The organism is Flavobacterium sp. 102 (assembly GCF_003634615.1).
In the GTDB taxonomy this organism is placed as follows: Bacteria; Bacteroidota; Bacteroidia; order Flavobacteriales; family Flavobacteriaceae; genus Flavobacterium.
Genome location: NZ_RBKX01000001.1, coordinates 1,549,142 through 1,567,598 on the forward strand (window position 1 = coordinate 1,549,142; position 18,457 = coordinate 1,567,598).

Sequence of the window (18,457 nt, forward strand, 5' to 3'; positions counted from 1 at the left end):
TAAAAAACATCATTTACTCATTTCTTGGCTTCAAATACTAAGAATTTCCGCAACCATTAAATATTTGTTGTATCTTTCCATTTAGTTTTATCAGAAAAAATCGCCTGAAATGAATGGTTTTAAATTGAAGTTCTCTTTTGTCTTTTTGCTTATAACACAATTGTCTTTCAGTCAATTGTCAAATTTTACCCTAACGGTAGCCGGAACCAATGAAACTTGTACAGCCAATGGAAAGCTGACTTTCAATGTTTCTAACACAACAGTTGGGTCAACCATTTTATATACAATTTATCGTTTGCCGGATATTTCGACTCCAATATCTGTGCAGTCGACAAATACTTTAACCGGATTAATTGCCGGAAGTTACAGGGTTATCGCTACACAATCTTTAGCAGGTAACAGTGGAATGCAGCAACAAGATGTTGATATAGAGGATTTAGTAGTTCCATTGACTTATCAAGTTAGTAGTATAAACGAAACCTGTGGGAATGATGGAAGAATTACCGTAAATGTTTTATCAGGTACAGTGGCGACCAACGGATTGATTTATGAACTTTTTTCCGGTCCAATGATTAGACCTTTGCAAACGTCTAATGTTTTTAACGGATTGACAGCAGGCGAGTATTTGATTAGGGTTTTTGATAATTGTGGCGAAGGTGTTGTGCAAACCTATAATTTGCAAAGTTCGGATACGGAAATAGCGTTTGAATTATTTCAACCTAATTTAGCCACTTGTACAACAGTGGAAATTGGCGCCGCTTTTCAATCCGTTATACCTTATCCTCAAGGAATTGTAAAATTTCCTTTGCAAATAGTGACCACGCTTTTTCCACCTTCAGGGCCATCCATAACCTATACACAAAATATAGCCAATGGTATAGAGTTTTCCCAAATTGTTCCTCTGTTTGCCAATCAAAATTACAGTTATACATTCACGATAACAGATGGTTGCGGAACTGTTTACACTTTAAACGGTCAAATAGATAATTTATCGGTTGAAGCCAGCTACCAAGTTTTACCTGAAGATTGTACGCACCAACAAATCACTTTTTTCAGAGTAACTGACGTGGTTTTGGTTTCAGCACCTTCAGGGTTTTCGACATCATTGCCGCAGAGTTATACTTCCTCTATCGTTAACAGTGCCGTAACTATTGGTGGTTTAATAGCAGGAACTTATGTTTTTAATACGGTTGATATTTGTGGAAATCCAGAGGTGTTTACTATCGAGGTCGTTATTACAGAAGTAGCGCCACCCTTTACTTTTTTGTACAATGTAAATTGTCTTACCGGATCGGTAATCATTAGCGGTATCCAACAAATGGTATTGATTTCTGCTCCTTCAACTTACAATGTTCCTCTGCCGCATGATTATACCGCTTTAATTAACGACGCAAATTACGTCACTTTCGAGAATATACCGGTTGGAACTTATGTTTTTGACGTGTTGGATTTGTGTAATCAGCCGGATACTGTGGTAGTAGTCATAGCGCCTGTATCAGAAAATCCGGTTTTAACCGTTGCCGAAGGATGTCAAGATGGTTTTGGTACGATTAGAATAACCGGACAATTCAATTCCATATCAATGACTTCCGCACCGGCAGCTTATGGAGCAACTTTGCCTTTAAATCTGATGGGTAATTTGGTTTCCAATGGGACAACGCTCACTTTAGACATGTTGCCAGCAGGAAATTATGTGATTCAATCGGTAAATTTGTGTAATATTCCCTACACAACCAACATAACGATTTTAGGACATCAAGACAGTACCAATGTTGCGGTTACTCCAAATTGTGGTTCGTTTAATCTTAATTTAAACAATACGACTAATACTGATGTATCAACTTCCTATTGGTTGCAAAAGTTAAATACGTTGACCAATGATTGGGGTCATCCTTTGACAGGTGTGGTTTATACCAATGGAACTTATCCCGGTAATGGCGATTCTGTTTTACTAACCAACAATAGTATCAATTATAATTTAGCTTATCAAGGACATTTTAGAATTTTAAAAGTGTTCCAAAGTTTTGAAATGAATAATCCGGATATTGTCTATTGTTTTAAAACCCTTTATGAATTTGATTACAATGGTTTGCCTCAAATTAACGATGTTTATGCTGTTTCTTGTGGTGGTACTTTTGAAGTTATTGTATTGGCAGAAGGTTTCGATCCATTACAATATAGAATAACCACCAGAAACGGACAGCCATTTGTTATTGAGAATGGTAACTCAAATATTTTTACAGGCTTGCAACCGGCGACTTACAATTTTCAAGTGGAAGATGCCTGTGGGAATTTCTTAAATAGTGCATTTGAGATTTTGAGTCCAAATCCACTGGCTATTTCAGCTAACGAAATCAATTGTGACGGAGAGAACCTGACTTTGTCGGCACCCAATTTTTCTTTTTTTCAATATGAATGGTGGAAAGACAATAATACCACAAATATATTGAGCACTTCAAGTACGCTGAGTTTTACGCCCTTTAATTCGGTTGCTCATAACGGAACTTATCATGTTAGGATAACTTACACCAATAACCAAAGTTCTTGTTTAAATCAGGTGTTAAGTTATACAATATCGGTTACTAATGTCCCGCCAAATGCAGGTCAAGGTGGTTCATTTTCCTATTGTGGTCGTCAAGGGAACATCGATTTATTTGCCCTTTTACAAGGGAATTATGATGCCGATGGAATTTGGGACGAAGCGACCTCAAGCGGAACACTCAATAATAATATTTGGGATTCAAGCAATGTTGCTTTTGGTAGTTACGAATTCAGATATCATGTTGACGGCAGTTGTAATGCCTTTGAAGAAGCTTTTATCAATATTACGATTAATGAAATTCCGCAAGTTCCAACAGCCAGTGCCGATAGTATCATTTGCGAAGGCGGAAATCTTCAATTGTATGCGACCAATGTTCCAAATGCGACTTACCAATGGACCGGTCCAAACGGATTTACTTCTACAACACAAAACCCTATAATTAATACGATATCTCCAAGTAACAATGGAATTTACACGGTTTCTGCTGCTCAAAATAGCTGCTCGTCTGAAAGTTCAAGCGTGGCTGTTTTGGTAAATGCTTTGCCCGAATTCGAATTGAGTCAAAATTGCATCGAAAACGAATATGTTGTAACGGCTTTGCCAATTAATAATTCATTTGATCCTCTAACGGCCAATTATACTTGGACAGGACCAAATAATTTTATGGCAGCACAAAATCCGATTGTGATTACTCGTGGCGAAATCGGACTTTATAATTTGACGGTAACGGATGGAAATGGTTGTTCGGTGGCTCAATCGATTGATGTCATCAGGACCATTTGCTTTATTCCAAATGTGATTACACCGAATGACGATTTTACCAATGACAGCTTTAATTTAGCCGGTTTTGAAGTAGACAGAATTGAAATTTATAATCGCTGGGGCAGAAAAGTATACGAGAAAAACAATTATATTGATGAATGGCACGGTCAAAATATGAAGGGAGAAAGATTGCCCGATTCAACGTATTATTACATCCTTAGCTTAAGAACGGGAGAAAATAAAGTAGGTTGGGTTTTTGTCAGTAATAATCAATAAATTACATATCTCCTTTGTTCTGTGCTTTTCTAATTTTCTTGAAAAGATTGGAGGAATAAACGAAATCGGTTATGGCTTCATTATCGGTTTTGAAGATTTCTTTTTTGGTGCCTTCCCAAGCCAAAATCCCTTGTTTTAAAAAAATGATTTTTTCGCCAATTTCCATCACTGAGTTCATGTCATGGGTATTGATTACAGTCGTAATATTATATTCAACAGTAATTTCATGAATCAAATTATCGATGATAATAGCGGTTTTTGGGTCAAGCCCTGAATTCGGTTCGTCACAAAAAAGATATTTTGGATTGTTCACTATTGCTCTAGCAATAGCAACGCGTTTCTGCATTCCACCGGAAAGCTCAGAAGGTTTTTTATGATGAGCCTCTTTCAAATCCACTCTTTCAATTACAAAATCTACACGCTTTTTTATCTCAGCAGCCGATTTTTTGGTGAACATCTTCAATGGAAAACCTACATTTTCTTCCACGGTCATACTGTCAAAAAGGGCACTTCCTTGAAATACCATTCCGATTTCGGTGCGCAATGCTCTTTTCTCATCAGCAGTCAAATCGGAGTATATTCTTCCGTCAAAAGCGATTGTGCCTTTGTCTGGTGTGTGGATTCCGAGTAAACTTTTTAGCAAAACTGTTTTCCCTGAACCACTTTGTCCAATAATCAAATTGGTTTTTCCGGTCTCAAAAATGGTGGAAATCCCTTTTAATACTTTGGTGTCGCCAAATGACTTTTCGATGTTTTTTATTTCTATCATTAGGTCAAAAGTAATTGCGTTAATATATAATTTGTCAAAATGATGGTTACCGAAGTCCAAACAAACGAAACCGTACTCGCTTTACCAACTTCTAAAGCGCCGCCTTTCATATAATAGCCATGAAACGATGGAATGGTGGCCAATAGCATGGCAAAAACAAAAGTTTTAATAAAGGCATATGCAATATGGAAGGGAATAAATTCTTGTTGAATACCAATAACAAATTCGTTGCTTGAAGCAAATCCGCCATAAACACAAGCAATATAACCGCCAAAAACACCTAGAAACATGGCGATTCCAATTACAAAAGGATAGAGCAGAAGGGCGATAATTTTGGGAAAAACCAAATAGTTTAAAGAATTCACGCCCATTACTTCCAAAGCATCAATTTGCTCCGTAACACGCATCGTTCCTATACTCGAAGTAATAAATGAACCCATTTTTCCCGCCATAATGATGGAGATAAAGGTTGGGGCAAATTCTAAAATAACTGATTGTCTGGTTGCAAAACCGATGAGGTATTTCGGAATCAAAGGATTGGTCAAATTTAATGCCGTTTGAATGGCAACTACACCACCAACGAAAAAAGAAATAAAGCAAACAATCCCAAGTGAATCAATGATTAGATCATCAATCTCCTTGAAAATTAAGGTTCTCATGACCGACCATTTCGTGGGTTTGTTAAATACTTCTTTCAACATTAAGAAATATTTTCCTATTTGGGATAAATAGCGAACGAGCATCATTTTTTAGTATTCAGTGTTCAGTTTATAGTAAGCAGTAAAAATACTATATTTTACTTGATAGGTACATTAAAAGGTTAAAACAATTTCTTTTTCATCTTTTTCCAACGGTAGTTTCTGATGAATTGTGCTTGTTCTTTGGTTACCAATAACGGTTTATTAGCCGATTTGGCTCTCCAAAATCCTCTGATATAGTCGATAAAAAGTAATGGTTTTCCTTTTCGCATCGCCAATTTTAAAGAAGCAATAGAAGTGATGAAAAAACCATAGCCTAAAGAATAAAACGCTTCGCCTTGTTTGTAACGCGCGGTTTTGTTATAATTGGCTCCGGTGGGTTTGAGGTGTTTTACTTTTAAAGTTTCATCGGTAACGACTTTCCAGTTATAGAATTTGCAAAGCAGTTCGTCCACCGTGTCCCAACCCATAGCCGGTTTTAATCCTCCAATTTGTTCAAAAGTGGCTTTTCGGTAAGCCTTAAAAGCACCACGGATATGGTCTTTATCGGTTAGGTTTTCCAGAATCCAGTCGCCGTTTTTTTCAATATAAGCAAAGCCGCCCACCATTCCGATTTTCTCGTCCGATTGAAAATGTTGGATAATGATTTCGAAATAATTGGAAGGAAAAATCAAATCGGCATCGGCTTTTACAATCAAATCATAATGGTCGTCCAAGGTTTCCAGGCCTTTTTGAAAAGCCTGAATCACTTTGCTTCCGGGCAAATGAATGGCATCGGAAGTTTTGTTAACCAATGAAATCCAAGGGTGTTTTTGGGCGAAAGCCAAAACAATTGCAGCAGTTTTGTCTGTAGAATTGTCATTTACTATCACGGCTTTGGCAGGCAAAATAGTTTGCTCGACTAACGATTGTAAGGTTAGTGATATAAACTTTTCTTCGTTGTGTGATGGAATGACGATGTAGTAGTTCATTATCTTGCAAAATCTCGCAAAGCCGCAAAGCCGCAAAGTTTAATTGTTATTTGTAAATTCTTCTAGCTTCTGATTTTTTCGGCATAAACTAAATAATATCTTGGAGTGAAATATCTTAGCAATGGTCTAAAACCTAATTTTTTCACCGGATGTGTAAATTTCACGCGGTCAACAATTTTCCAACCGGTTTTTTCTAATAACCAATCCAATTGCCAATCTTCAAATTCGTGGTAATGTCTGTCCCACATATCGGTTTTGCTGCGGTAAGCCGGAGAAAACCATAATCGTAACGGAATCGAGATTAATATTTTATCCGCTTTTACATTTTCCAAAACGGTGTACGGATTGAGTAAGTGTTCGAAAATTTCAAACGCCGTAAATACTTGGTAGCTTTCATTCTGCAAAGCCCTTTGGTCATTGTCAACGTCTTCGCCTTTAGTATTGATAACGGTATAGCCATTTTCTTCCATGATTTTGGAAAACGGATTCGGCACGCCTAAATCTAAAATGGTTTCAGAAGCGGCAATGTGTTTTTTTAAAAACTGAAGGGTAATGTTAAAGCGTTTACTCGGATAGGTCTTCTCGTACATGATTAGGAAATTGGATTACAAATTTACTTTTTTCTCTCAACTTCCAACTTCCAACTTCCAACTTTTTTACATTCTATACACAATCGCATTCACATTCATTCCGGCGCCAACCGAAGCAAAAAGAACCACATCGCCTTTTTGGATAGCATGATTGTCGAGATGGCCTTTTACCAATAAATCATACAAGGTTGGAACGGTTGCTACACTTGAATTTCCTAATTTATGAATACTCATTGGCATAATGTCTTCCGGGGTTGCTTGTCCGAACAGCTTGTAGAATCGTTGAACAATGGCTTCGTCCATTTTTTCATTGGCTTGATGGATCAACACTTTCTTGATGTCATTGATATGAACACCACTTGCTTCCACACATTCTTTCATGGCTTTGGGCACCTGACTTAAAGCGAATTCATATATTTTTCTACCATGCATTTTGATGTAACGCACATCGGGATCATGGGTTTTATTGAACGAGTTTCCAAAGAACAAATAGTACGCTTCGTCGTAAGTAAAGGTAGCACTTTCATGAGCCAAAATTCCGCCTGCTTCTTCCGTAGCTTCAATAATGGTTGCGCCTGCGCCATCAGAATAAATCATGCTGTCGCGGTCGTGCTTGTCGACTACTCGAGATAAAGTTTCCGCACCAATGACTAAGCATTTTTTAGCCATTCCGGCTTTGATAAACGCTTGTGCTTGAATAACACCTTCAATCCATCCCGGACAACCGAAAAGCATATCGTAGCAAACACATTTTGGGTTTTTGATGCGCAAATCAAATTTGACTCTGGTGGCCAAACTGGGTAATAAATCGGTTTGAATCGCCCCTTTTTTTACGTTCCCAAAATTGTGTGCAAAGATGATATAATCTAAAGTTTCCGGATCGATTCCAGAGTCTTCAATAGCTTTCCTAGCGGCGATGGTTGCAATGTCGGAAGTCAGTAAATCATCCGTCACATAGCGGCGTTCTTCGATGCCGGTGATGTCGTAAAACTTTTCAGTAATTACTTCATTAGGTAGTGGAAATGGGCTACCATCATCATTAAGGAAAATGTGTTTAGTAAAATCAGTATTGGTCACTATTTCGGTTGGGATATAGCTTCCGGAACCGGTAATTTTTATGTTCATTGCTTTATGATTTCATTACTAAATTATTAATAAATTTATTGAACAGGGATTGTTTTTTTAAAATTTTAAAATAATTATGAAAAGTTTATCAAATGTTGATTAAAATTATAAATACGGCAATTAATTCGCTTTTTGCTGTGCGATTTTTATCTGCATGATGGTACTAATGCTCAAGGCTTGCGTCTTAATTTGCTCTGCTTTTGGGCCTTTGAAATTGTCGTCTACAGCATTGTAAAAATGATGAAGCCAAATTTTGAAAAGTTCAGGAGATAAATATTCTTTGGCATTGACATCCAAATGAATTTGCGTCAAATTGTTAGTGTATCCGCCGGTTCCCAAAATGGCTTGTGACCAAAAAGTAACTAAGATAGGCAAATGTTCTTCGAGTTTTATTTTAACTACCTCGGTAAAAATGTAGCTGATGGAATCATCGGATAAAAGCTTTTTGTAAAACTCATCGACCAATAAAAACAAATCGTCTTGATTTTGAATATCGTTCATCATTTTTTCATTTGGAACAAAAATAAAACTTCACACTTTTAGATTACCTGATTAAAATCAGTTTAAAATAAAAGGTTTCAAATTTTACAACTTGAAACCTTTAGCTAATCACTAGTCACAAATGACTGATTGTTTTTTTACAGGTATGCCTCAATTGGCGCACAAGAACAAACTAAATTTCTGTCGCCGTAAGCATCATCAACACGACGAACGCTTGGCCAGAATTTATTTTCGTGAATATAGTCCAATGGATAAGCCGCTTGCTCACGCGTGTATGGGTAAACCCAAGTATCCGCTGTTAGCATGGCTAAAGTATGTGGTGAATTTTTTAATACGTTATTGGTGTCGTCAGCAGAAGCTGCGTCAATTTCTTTACGAATGGCAATCATCGCATCACAAAAACGATCTAACTCAGCTAAATCTTCAGATTCTGTTGGTTCAATCATCAACGTTCCGGCTACCGGGAAAGAAACCGTTGGCGCATGGAAACCGTAATCCATCAAACGTTTGGCGATATCCGTTACTTCGATACCATTTTGTTTGAAAGAACGACAATCTAAAATCATTTCGTGTGCCGCGCGTCCCATTTCTCCTGAATATAAAACCGGATAATGTGCTTCTAAACGAGCTTTCATATAATTGGCATTCAAAATCGCATGTTCTGTGGAACTTTTCAAGCCTTCAGCACCCAACATGGTGATGTAGCCATAAGAAATCAAACACACCAAAGCCGAACCATAAGGCGCAGCAGAAATAGCAGTAATCGCTTGGTCACCGCCAACATTGATGATAGGATTGCTCGGTAAGAAAGGTACCAGTTTTTCGTTGACACAAATTGGGCCAACACCAGGTCCGCCACCACCGTGAGGAATTGCGAATGTTTTGTGTAAGTTCAAGTGACAAACGTCAGCACCAATCGTTGCCGGATTGGTCAAACCAACCTGCGCATTCATATTGGCACCATCCATATAAACTAAACCACCATTGTCATGGATGATTTTGGTAATTTCACAAATCGCACTTTCAAAAACACCATGAGTTGATGGGTAAGTTACCATCAAGGCTGAAAGATTATCTTTATGCTCAATCGCTCTTGCTCTCAAATCTTCTACATCGATGTTACCATTTTCCATGGTTTTGGTTACGATAATTTGCATACCTGCCATCGCCGCCGAAGCCGGATTGGTTCCGTGAGCAGAGGATGGAATCAAACACACATTTCTGTGGTTGTCGCCACGAGATTGGTGGTAAGCACGAATCGCCATCAAACCGGCGTATTCGCCTTGCGCACCGGAGTTGGGTTGCAAAGTTGTCCCGGCAAAACCGGTAACTACGTTCAATTGTTGCTCTAATTTTTTAAGCATCGTGATATAACCTTCTGCTTGTTCGATAGGCGCGAAAGGGTGAATGCTGTTCCAATTTGCCATCGACAATGGCAACATTTCGGCAGCCGCATTGAGCTTCATCGTACACGAACCCAAGGAAATCATCGAGTGGTTTAACGATAAATCTTTGCGCTCTAATTTTTTGATATAACGCATCAACTGAGATTCAGAATGATGGTTGTTGAACACTTCGTGTTGCAAGAACGTTGAAGTTCTTTCTAAGGAAGTTGGGAAATTATTGTTTGAACTTAATTCAGAAACCTTGAAAGAATCTTTACCGGTGGCTTCTGCAAAAATGGCGATGATTTGGTTCAAGTCGTTCAACGAAGTCGTTTCGTTAATCGAAATAGAAATGGTTTCATTATCTGCATAGAAGAAATTCACTTCGTTTTTTTCAGCAACCGTTTTTACTTTAGCCGAATCTGCTTTTACCGAAATCGTATCAAAGAAAGCGGTATTGCTTTGGTAAACGCCTAATTTATTTAAAGCATCTGCCAAAGTCACTGCCGAAGCATGAACTTTAGCCGCGATATATTTCAAGCCTTTTGGCCCGTGATAAACCGCATACATTCCGGCCATAACGGCTAATAAAACTTGCGCCGTACAGATATTGGAAGTTGCTTTTTCACGTTTGATGTGTTGCTCACGAGTCCCTAAAGCCATGCGCAGCGCACGCTTTCCGTTGGCATCTATCGACACTCCGATGATTCTTCCCGGCATCGAACGTTTGTATTCTTCTTTGGTGGCGAAGTAAGCCGCGTGTGGTCCTCCGTAACCCATTGGGATGCCAAAACGTTGCGTCGTTCCAACTACTACGGCAGCGCCCATTTCTCCAGGAGAAGTCAAGGTAGTCAATGATAAAATGTCGGCAGCAACGGCCACTTTAATTTCGTTTTCTTTGGCTTTAGCGATAAAAGCACTATAGTCATTTACCTGACCGTATTTGCCGGGATATTGTAAAATCGCTCCGAAAAAGTCGGTTGAGAAATCAAAAGTTTCGTGGTTACCGATTACCAATTCCACTCCGATTGGTGTAGAACGGGTTTGTAAAACCGATAAAGTTTGCGGTAATATTTCTTCTGAAACGAAAAATTTACGGGTGTTGTTTTTCTTTTGGTCACGAGAACGAACATCGAACAATAACGCCATGGCTTCTGCGGCAGCCGTTCCTTCGTCTAACAGAGAAGCATTGGCGATTTCCATTCCGGTTAACTCGATAACCATGGTTTGGAAATTCAGAATTGCTTCTAAACGACCTTGTGCAATTTCAGCTTGGTATGGCGTGTAAGCGGTATACCAACCCGGATTTTCAAATATGTTTCTTTGGATTACCGGTGGCACAATCGCCGGGTGATAACCCAAACCGATATAGGATTTGAATACTTTATTTTTTTTGCCCAATTCCTGAATGTGCGTTAAATATTCATATTCGGTCATCGGTGCATCCAGATTTAAGTCGTTTTTTAAACGAATATCATCCGGTATGGTTTCGTAAATTAATTGGTCAAAAGATTCAACTCCGATAGTTTTGAACATGTGGTTTAGGTCGCTCTCACGTGGACCTATGTGGCGTAATGCAAATGCGTCTGTTCTCATTAAATTGTAAGTTCTATAAGTGTGTTTAGTTGTGCTTGTTGTGTTGTAAAACATGATTGTTTTTTAACGCCAACAAAAGTAATTATTAATGTTCTAATTTTGTGCTAAACAAAGTCTAATGTTTTGAGAATTTTTCAACTAAATAGGCTTCTTATTAACACTTTGCTTACTTTTAGGCTATGCGGATTTTCAAACTACTTTTTGACTTTTATATCAATAGCAGTATTCACGTGGCTTTGTCGGTTTTTGCATTGGTGCGAATGACGGGTTTTTTATTTCAAATTTCGACTATTGAAACGAGCGCTTTTTTTGCTTTTTTTGGGACAATTGTCGGGTATAATTTCGTAAAGTATGATGCTTTGGCACGAACCCAAAAATTACAGATGCGAACGCAATTAAAAGCAATTGCCTTTTTGAGTTTTCTTTCGTTGTTGGCTTGCGGATTTTACTTTCTGGAATTGTCCCAAAAAACCAAAATCATTGCGGTTGTCTTTTTGATACTGACCTTACTTTACACTTTACCGTTCTTCCCCAATAGAAAAAATGCCCGAAATTGGGCAGGCATAAAGATTTATATTGTGGCTTTGTGTTGGGTTGGTGTTACTTTGTTTTTACCAATCATTAACGCTGAAATTCCATTGACCACTTATGTTTTTTTGGTTGCGATTCAGCGGTTTATTCTGATTTTTGTATTGATCTTGATTTTTGAAATTATCGATTTGAAACAAGACGATCCGCATTTGAAAACGGTGCCGCAACAGATAGGCGTGGAGCGAACTAAAAAATTGGGTTCGTTGCTTATGCTGGCTTTTGTTGGTTTAGAGTTTTTGGATATAAATTTCAATTATCCAATTTTGTTTTTAAAAGCCGGAATTGCTATCACTGTGATACTTTTTTTAGTATTTGCCAATGAAAAACAATCCAAATATTATTCTTCTTTTTGGGCAGAAAGCATACCGGTTTTGTGGTGGATTTTATTGCTGGTTTTCAGCTAAATTTTTTAGGATTTCATTTCTTTTTAAAAGGAAATCAGTCAAGTGTTTTTTGAGTAATAGATTGTTAAAGAGTTTGCCAAAAATACTAAACGGTGCTTTGTATTGTAGAAAATCAATCATAACCGTATGGCCATTTTGAGTGACAAAAGTATGCTCGTGTCGAAAAAATTTGAAATGACCTTTTGCCATCTCATCTACAAAATAATTTGGGGTTTCCATTTCGGTAATTTTACTTTGGTGTTTGAGGTAAAAGCCAAAATGTTTCCCTCGAAAAGTTACTGTTTCTCCGAGTTCAATTAATCCGGAAGTTCTTCCGGCAATTGCTTTTTCGTTAGATTGCGCGGTTGATTGTTGGTGAATATCAATGTTTCTTGCCAAATCAAAAACAGTTTGAATCGGTGCGTTTATTTTGGTGATGAGCCGAATGGTAGTCATAATTTGTAGTGTCCAATTAGATTATGAATAAATAGCAGAGTATTTACCACTGCAAAAAGCAAAAACAATGTATTCATACCATAACTTCCGATTTTAAAAATGGTTTTTTGAGGAATTTGATACATCGGATAATAGGCTATTTGAGTAGCAACTTTTCCAACCCAATACATCGCAATCAATCCGGTTAAGGCGACGGCTAAAGCAGATTGTTCTTTTAATTCGTTAGTGAATAAAATGGCAATTAAACCAAAAGAAAAATTTAGTCCTTGTATGTATCTTCCATACGTTTTGACAATTTCTTGATTGAGCGGTTTGAGTTGTTTGACATCGTTATACCAATCAAAAACATGGTGGCGAATGTATGGATAAATTAAAGCGGTGAAAATTTGGCCAACTCCGCTGAGAATGATGAGCCAATTTGGGATAGTGAAGATCATGATTTATAATTTTTGATTGTAAATGATATAATTTAAGAAGAAGATTAGAAACATTGGGATGATAAACCACCAATTTATGTCTTTGCCATCCCAAAGTAAAAGAAGATAATTACCAAACCAAAATAGATATAGATGAATTTATTTTTTGGGAATAAAAAGAAGAATAGTGATGTAGCTAAAACTTGTAAAACACCTGTTACAGCCAAGCATAAGCACCTAAGAATATAAAAAGAAGCGCTATAATATTTATGATTTTTGTGATTGTAAATATTGTTTTCATATTTTATTTGTGTTTTAAACTTTTAGAAAAAAAATGAAAGTTTAGATTAATTTTTTTTTACTTAATTCGTCTCTTTTCTATTGTTTTTTATCTGTCTCATTGAATAGCCAATATGACTTTTGTGTTATTATCAAATTTTCTGAATTGGCTATTTCATGATTTTAATAACCAGTCTTCCCAACCAATTGTCATTGAATTCGGTTATTTTGTCTAACATATTGTCTGCTTTTAAAACGAAATCATACAATTTGGTGGTTTGCTCTACAAAATGTCTTTCTTCGGCAGTGCCGTCAGCTTCAATGGAAGAGACTTCTTTTAAAACTTTCAGTGCCGGTTTGATTTCACGTTTGCTGCGTTCTTTGGAGATTTTTACGGCTAATTCATCGAGGTCTTTTTCGGCTGTAAAATATTCTCTACGTTCGCCGGTTTTGTATTCTTTGTAAACAATGCCCCAATCCATCAAAGCTCTTAAATTCATACTGGCATTCCCGCGAGAAATTTGTAATTCTTCCATGATGTCTTCCATAGAAACAGCTTCGTTAGAAACCATCAACAAGGCATGAATTTGCGCCATGGTTTTGTTGATTCCCCATTGTGAACCTAACGCGCCCCATGTTTGAACGAACTTGTTTTTTGCTTCTCTGTATTTCATTTGTTGCTTTTATTGATTTTTAAAGGTCAATTGTATATCGCGTTAAAAATTCTCATTGCCATACCTCAAAGGTAAGTAGAAGTTTTTAAACTTTCAATAAAAAATGAAAGTTATTTTTTTGATGATGGTTTTTTGCAAATGAATTGCGAAAAAAATATTTTTTTAACTTTTATGAGGTATAAAATTAAGCTTTTAAGTTATTTTTTTTAAAAAATTAAGCTTATAAGGTTAAAACATTTTAATTGATTCACAGAACTGATAAAAGAATCTAAATTAGCTCAATTAACCCTTTATTTTTTAAAAATGAAAAAACTTACTTTTTTAAATTGTTTTAGATGGCAGAAAACCATTGCCTCTAATAACAATTTTTCTTTTTTACTGTTTTTTGTGCTGCTACTTTTTGTTTGTAGTAACACTGCTTCGGCTCAGGTAACTTCTTATTCGTTTACCCAAACAGCTAACACTTATGCACCTATTTCAGGTGGTACTGTACTTTGGACCGGTTATGATGGTTTTGATGACGAAACAGCAACAGTTACACTACCCAATTCGTTTGTATTTCAAGGTGTAACTTACACTTCAGTATTTGTAAGTGCTAACGGATATGTTTTATTCGGAAGCACAACCACAACCAATACTCCAATTTCGGCTGGTCGTAATGCTGTATCAGCTTTTGCAGCTGACTTAGATGCAAAAGCGGAAAGTGCTGGTACAGGCACTCCTGAAATCAGATGGGAACAAGTAGGCAATGAGTTTGTATTACAATGGGCAAATGTGTGTCGATATGCTGCTACAGGTGCAGGAGCTGCATCAGCTGAAAATTTGAATTTCCAAATTCGTTTGAACACGTCAACCGGTGCGATTAAAATTGTTTATGGAGCTTGTGTTGATAGAGTTACTCCATTAACTACAGTGTATCCACAAGTAGGTTTAGGAGGTGGTTCTGCTACTGTTTACAGTAATAGAACAATTGTTGAAGCTGGCGGCGATTGGATAAACTCTACTGCAGGTACAGCTAACAATGTAACAATGGCGATTAATGGTGCTACTATACCAAGTAACGGTTTAACTTATGCATGGGCACCACCAAGTTGTGTTGCACCTTCTGGATTAACTTCAGTTAATTCGCTGAACAGTGCTACCATTTCTTGGGTAGCTTCAGTTTCATCTCCTGCAAACGGATATGAATATGAAGTAAGAACCTCAGGTGCTGCAGGAAGCGGTGCTACCGGATTATTTACTAATGGAGCTATAAACGGACTTACTTTCCCATTGTCCGGCTTGAGTGCCAATACTACTTACACCTATTATGTAAGATCAGATTGTGGTTCGGGCGATTACAGTGGTTGGGCTTCAGCAAGTTTTTATACGGGGCATTGTATCCCGTCTTCCACTTCAAGTGCGACTTACATCAACAATTTCTCAACAACCGGTGGTTTAGCTAATATTTCAAACTTAGCTTCTGGTTATACAGCCACAGGATACCAAAATAATTATGCAACCGCAACAGTAAGTCAGTATCCAACCGGTACGATTAATTTTGCCTCTGATATTGTTGGTGGTTCAGTTGGTACTTGTATTTGGGTTGATTGGAATAATGATTTAGTATTTGATAATACTACTGAAAGAGTTTTTGCTACTACTGCTTATGGTAATAACCAAACTGGAAGTTTTGTTGTGCCAAATGGAACTGCTTTAGGTGATTACAGAATGAGAATTAGAATTGACTTCAACAATGCAACTCCGGATGCTTGTGCTAGTACAAATACAAGAACTGAAGCTGAAGATTACAAACTTACTGTAATTGCACAACCAGCTTGTTTAGCTCCTTCAGGGTTGACAGCGACAGCTAATACCGCTTTTACCGCCACTCTTAATTGGACAGCTTCTGTATCAACACCAAGTGAAGGTTATGACTATTATTTTTCTGCAACAAATACTGCTCCAACTGCAGGTTCTACACCATCAGGAAGTGTTGGTGCTGGTATTTTAACTGCTGTTATTTCTACAGGTTTGGCGCCAAGTACTACCTATTTTGTTTGGGTAAGAAGCAACTGTGGTTCAAGTGTTCTTAGTGATTGGACATCTATTGCAGTTAATTTTACTACACCATGTAACCCTCCAACAATTACCGGAACTACGCCGGGTTCAGTTTGTGGACAAGGGAGTGCCACTTTAGCCGCTACTTCAAGTGAAGGAATTGTTAGATGGTACGCAGCGAATACTGGTGGCGGATCGTTAGGAACAGGTGCGACATTTGCAACTCCAAACATCAATGCAACAACGTCTTATTGGGCTGAAGCTGCTGTAGTCGGAGCGACTCAAACTTCAGGAAAAGCAGCTCCTGCAACTGCAGCGACCACTTCTACAACCAATAACTGGGGTATTGTTTTCAATACAACAGCACCGGTTGAAGTACAAAGCGTTTCTGTTTATTCTACCACTGCCGGTACTATTAATATTAAGGTTACTAATGCCGCTTTAACGGAGTTATATTCAACTGGTAATATTGCAGTTGCAGCTGGTGGAACGACAACGCCAAATATTATTCCAATTAATTTCCCGGTTCCTGCAGGAAGCGGATACAGAATCTTAGTTAAAGCAACATCTGGAGTTAGTTTAATTCGTGATAATTCAGGTGTTACTTTCCCTTATAACGGAACTGATGGGGTGTTGAATGTTACTTCTTCAGAATGGGGAGGAACAACTACAGCCAATTATTACTATTTCTATGATGTAAAATATAGTGCTGTTTGTGCTTCAGCCAGAACGGAAGTTGTGGCAACAGTTACGACAGCTCCTGCATTAACTTTGAGCACAAATGCTACTTCTATTTGTCCGGGTGCAACATCAACAGCTGTAACAGTTGCAACAGGTGCAGCTGATTATGATACTTATGTTTGGTCACCATCTACAGGTGTTACAGGTGATGCTGTGAATGGTTGGTTATTTAATCCAACAGTGACAACTGCTTATACACTTACTGCTTCACAATCTTCAGGAGCGTTATGTCAAACAACTGCTACTGTTGCGGTAACTGTTGCAGCAGTGCCAATTGTCGCTGCATCTGCTACTGAAACGACTCTTTGTGAAGGAGCGCTTACAACACTGACCGCTAATCTTACTAAAGCTATCGGAACAGATACAACTTTAACGGTTCAAACAGAGCAGCCAACTGCATTTTGTAACCGTTGGGATCAGTATTGGAACCAAACTATCTTTACTGCTGCCGAATTGCAAGCTGCAGGGATAACAGCGGGTAACATTAATTCAATTGCTTACAATATTACTACTTTAGGGTCTGGAACCAATGTGACTAATTTCTCTGTTCGCATCGGAACAACTGCCAATACTACTTTGTCTGCTTTCCAAACAACAGGTTTAACAACTGTTTATGGTCCGGCTACTTATGCTCACGCTGTAGGAGTTAATACCATTACTTTTGATACACCATATGCTTGGGATGGTATTTCTAATATTGTTTTAGATATCAGACAAGACGGTGCAGATAGTACTAATAATGCCATTACCTATTATACAGCGACTGCTACCAATATGACAATTTCTGCTATTACCGGTACAGATTCAGCGGTAACGACACTTCAAGATCTTGTGGCGGCTACTACGGTAGTTCCAGCACCATCTGTAAGACGTTTGAATGTAGTTTTCGGAACCAGTACTTCTAATGTTAACTGGTCTTGGACACCGGGTGCCTTAACCGGTAGCCCAGTTTCAGTTGCTCCAACTGAGACAACAACCTATACTGTTACAGGAACTAATACTAGTACTGGTTGTTCAGCTCAAGCTGCAATAACTATAAACGTAAATTCAGCACCGGCTCCAACAGGAAATGCCGTACAAACTATAGAAGTTGCTAATGCATCTGAAGCTACGGTGGCTGATTTAGTAGTAGTAGGTAATAACATTGCTTGGTACGCTTCAGAAGAAGATGCTGTAGATGATGTAAACCAATTGGCATTGACTACTCAATTGACCAACGGTGCAACTTATTATGCAGTTCATACATCAGTTCAAGGTTGTAGAAGTGCTGCTTTTGCAGTTACAGTTACAGTAACTTTAGGAAACACTTCATTTGATTTGGCTGGATTAAAATACTATCCAAATCCGGTGACTAATGAGTTGAATTTAGAATACACAGGAAATATTGTTGCGATTGAAGTATACAATACTTTAGGTCAAAAAATAGCTTCTAAAAATGTGAATGAAATTTCAACGACTATCGATATGACTAACTTGGGCAGCGGTACTTACTTTGTGAAAGTACAAGCAGAAAACGCTTCAAGAACTATCAAAGTAATGAAAAACTAATCTTAGTTAATCACTATAGAGAAAAGCCACCTTTCGGTGGCTTTTTTGTTTTAAAAAGTATTGGGGCGTTACCCTTTGGGTCGGGCTTTCCGTTACAAGTCCTCGCTACGCTGT

At 37.8% G+C, this 18,457-nt stretch carries 13 protein-coding genes; 3 read left to right on the forward strand and 10 right to left on the reverse strand.

The features are described from left to right. The first annotated feature begins 109 nt into the window (after positions 1 to 109). A complete protein-coding gene (locus tag C8C84_RS06800; RefSeq protein ID WP_121312813.1) occupies positions 110 to 3,580 on the forward strand; it encodes a gliding motility-associated C-terminal domain-containing protein in 3,471 nt (1,156 codons plus the stop codon). A gap of 1 nt (position 3,581) precedes the next feature. On the opposite strand, the gene C8C84_RS06805 is transcribed toward C8C84_RS06800, so the two are convergent. From C8C84_RS06805 to gcvP, 7 genes are all read right to left on the reverse strand, one after another. Continuing rightward, complete coding sequence (locus C8C84_RS06805; RefSeq protein ID WP_121312814.1) at positions 3,582 to 4,349, reverse strand: ABC transporter ATP-binding protein; 768 nt, start codon at positions 4,347 to 4,349, stop codon at positions 3,582 to 3,584. Beyond that, entirely contained in the window at positions 4,349 to 5,095 is a 747-nt protein-coding gene (locus C8C84_RS06810; protein ID WP_121312815.1) for an ABC transporter permease, read from the reverse strand. The genes C8C84_RS06805 and C8C84_RS06810 overlap by 1 nt, the downstream gene beginning before the upstream one ends. A 74-nt stretch (positions 5,096 to 5,169) precedes the next feature. After that, positions 5,170 to 6,018 (reverse strand): glycosyltransferase family 2 protein, encoded by an 849-nt coding sequence (locus C8C84_RS06815; RefSeq protein ID WP_121312816.1) that lies wholly within the window; start codon positions 6,016 to 6,018, stop codon positions 5,170 to 5,172. A 62-nt stretch (positions 6,019 to 6,080) separates the two neighbouring features. Then, a complete protein-coding gene (locus C8C84_RS06820) occupies positions 6,081 to 6,608 on the reverse strand; it encodes a methyltransferase (RefSeq protein ID WP_121312817.1) in 528 nt (175 codons plus the stop codon). A 66-nt stretch (positions 6,609 to 6,674) separates the two neighbouring features. Continuing rightward, positions 6,675 to 7,733: a 3-oxoacyl-ACP synthase III family protein gene (locus tag C8C84_RS06825; protein WP_121312818.1), complete on the reverse strand. Its 1,059-nt coding sequence runs from the start codon at positions 7,731 to 7,733 to the stop codon at positions 6,675 to 6,677. 120 nt (positions 7,734 to 7,853) lie between these two features. Then, on the reverse strand, positions 7,854 to 8,237 hold the full coding sequence (locus tag C8C84_RS06830) for a group III truncated hemoglobin (RefSeq protein ID WP_233549753.1): 384 nt from the start codon (positions 8,235 to 8,237) through the stop codon (positions 7,854 to 7,856). Positions 8,238 to 8,371: 134 nt separating this feature from the next. Further along, positions 8,372 to 11,215 (reverse strand): aminomethyl-transferring glycine dehydrogenase, encoded by a 2,844-nt coding sequence (gene gcvP, locus C8C84_RS06835; RefSeq protein ID WP_233549754.1) that lies wholly within the window; start codon positions 11,213 to 11,215, stop codon positions 8,372 to 8,374. A gap of 179 nt (positions 11,216 to 11,394) precedes the next feature. Here gcvP and C8C84_RS06840 point away from each other — a divergent pair, with 179 nt between their 5' ends. Further along, positions 11,395 to 12,210, forward strand: a complete 816-nt coding sequence (locus C8C84_RS06840; RefSeq protein ID WP_121312821.1) for a hypothetical protein — start codon at positions 11,395 to 11,397, stop codon at positions 12,208 to 12,210. Here the strand turns inward: C8C84_RS06840 and C8C84_RS06845 are convergent. The 3 genes from C8C84_RS06845 to C8C84_RS06855 all read right to left on the reverse strand — a co-directional run bounded on the left by C8C84_RS06845 (position 12,190) and on the right by C8C84_RS06855 (position 14,014). Then, the gene (locus C8C84_RS06845) at positions 12,190 to 12,645 is read right to left on the reverse strand and encodes an SRPBCC family protein (protein ID WP_121312822.1); all 456 of its coding nucleotides are present in this window, start codon (positions 12,643 to 12,645) and stop codon (positions 12,190 to 12,192) included. The two genes, C8C84_RS06840 and C8C84_RS06845, sit on opposite strands and share 21 nt — an antisense overlap. Then, positions 12,642 to 13,082, reverse strand: coding sequence for a hypothetical protein (locus C8C84_RS06850; RefSeq protein ID WP_121312823.1), 441 nt, complete (start codon positions 13,080 to 13,082; stop codon positions 12,642 to 12,644). Before C8C84_RS06850 ends, C8C84_RS06845 begins: the two co-directional genes overlap by 4 nt. Before the next feature lie 428 nt (positions 13,083 to 13,510). After that, on the reverse strand, positions 13,511 to 14,014 hold the full coding sequence (locus C8C84_RS06855; protein WP_121312824.1) for a GbsR/MarR family transcriptional regulator: 504 nt from the start codon (positions 14,012 to 14,014) through the stop codon (positions 13,511 to 13,513). A gap of 303 nt (positions 14,015 to 14,317) precedes the next feature. Between C8C84_RS06855 and C8C84_RS06860 the strand changes: the two genes are divergently transcribed. Continuing rightward, the gene (locus C8C84_RS06860) at positions 14,318 to 18,343 is read left to right on the forward strand and encodes a GEVED domain-containing protein (protein ID WP_121312825.1); all 4,026 of its coding nucleotides are present in this window, start codon (positions 14,318 to 14,320) and stop codon (positions 18,341 to 18,343) included. The last annotated feature ends 114 nt before the right edge of the window (positions 18,344 to 18,457 follow it).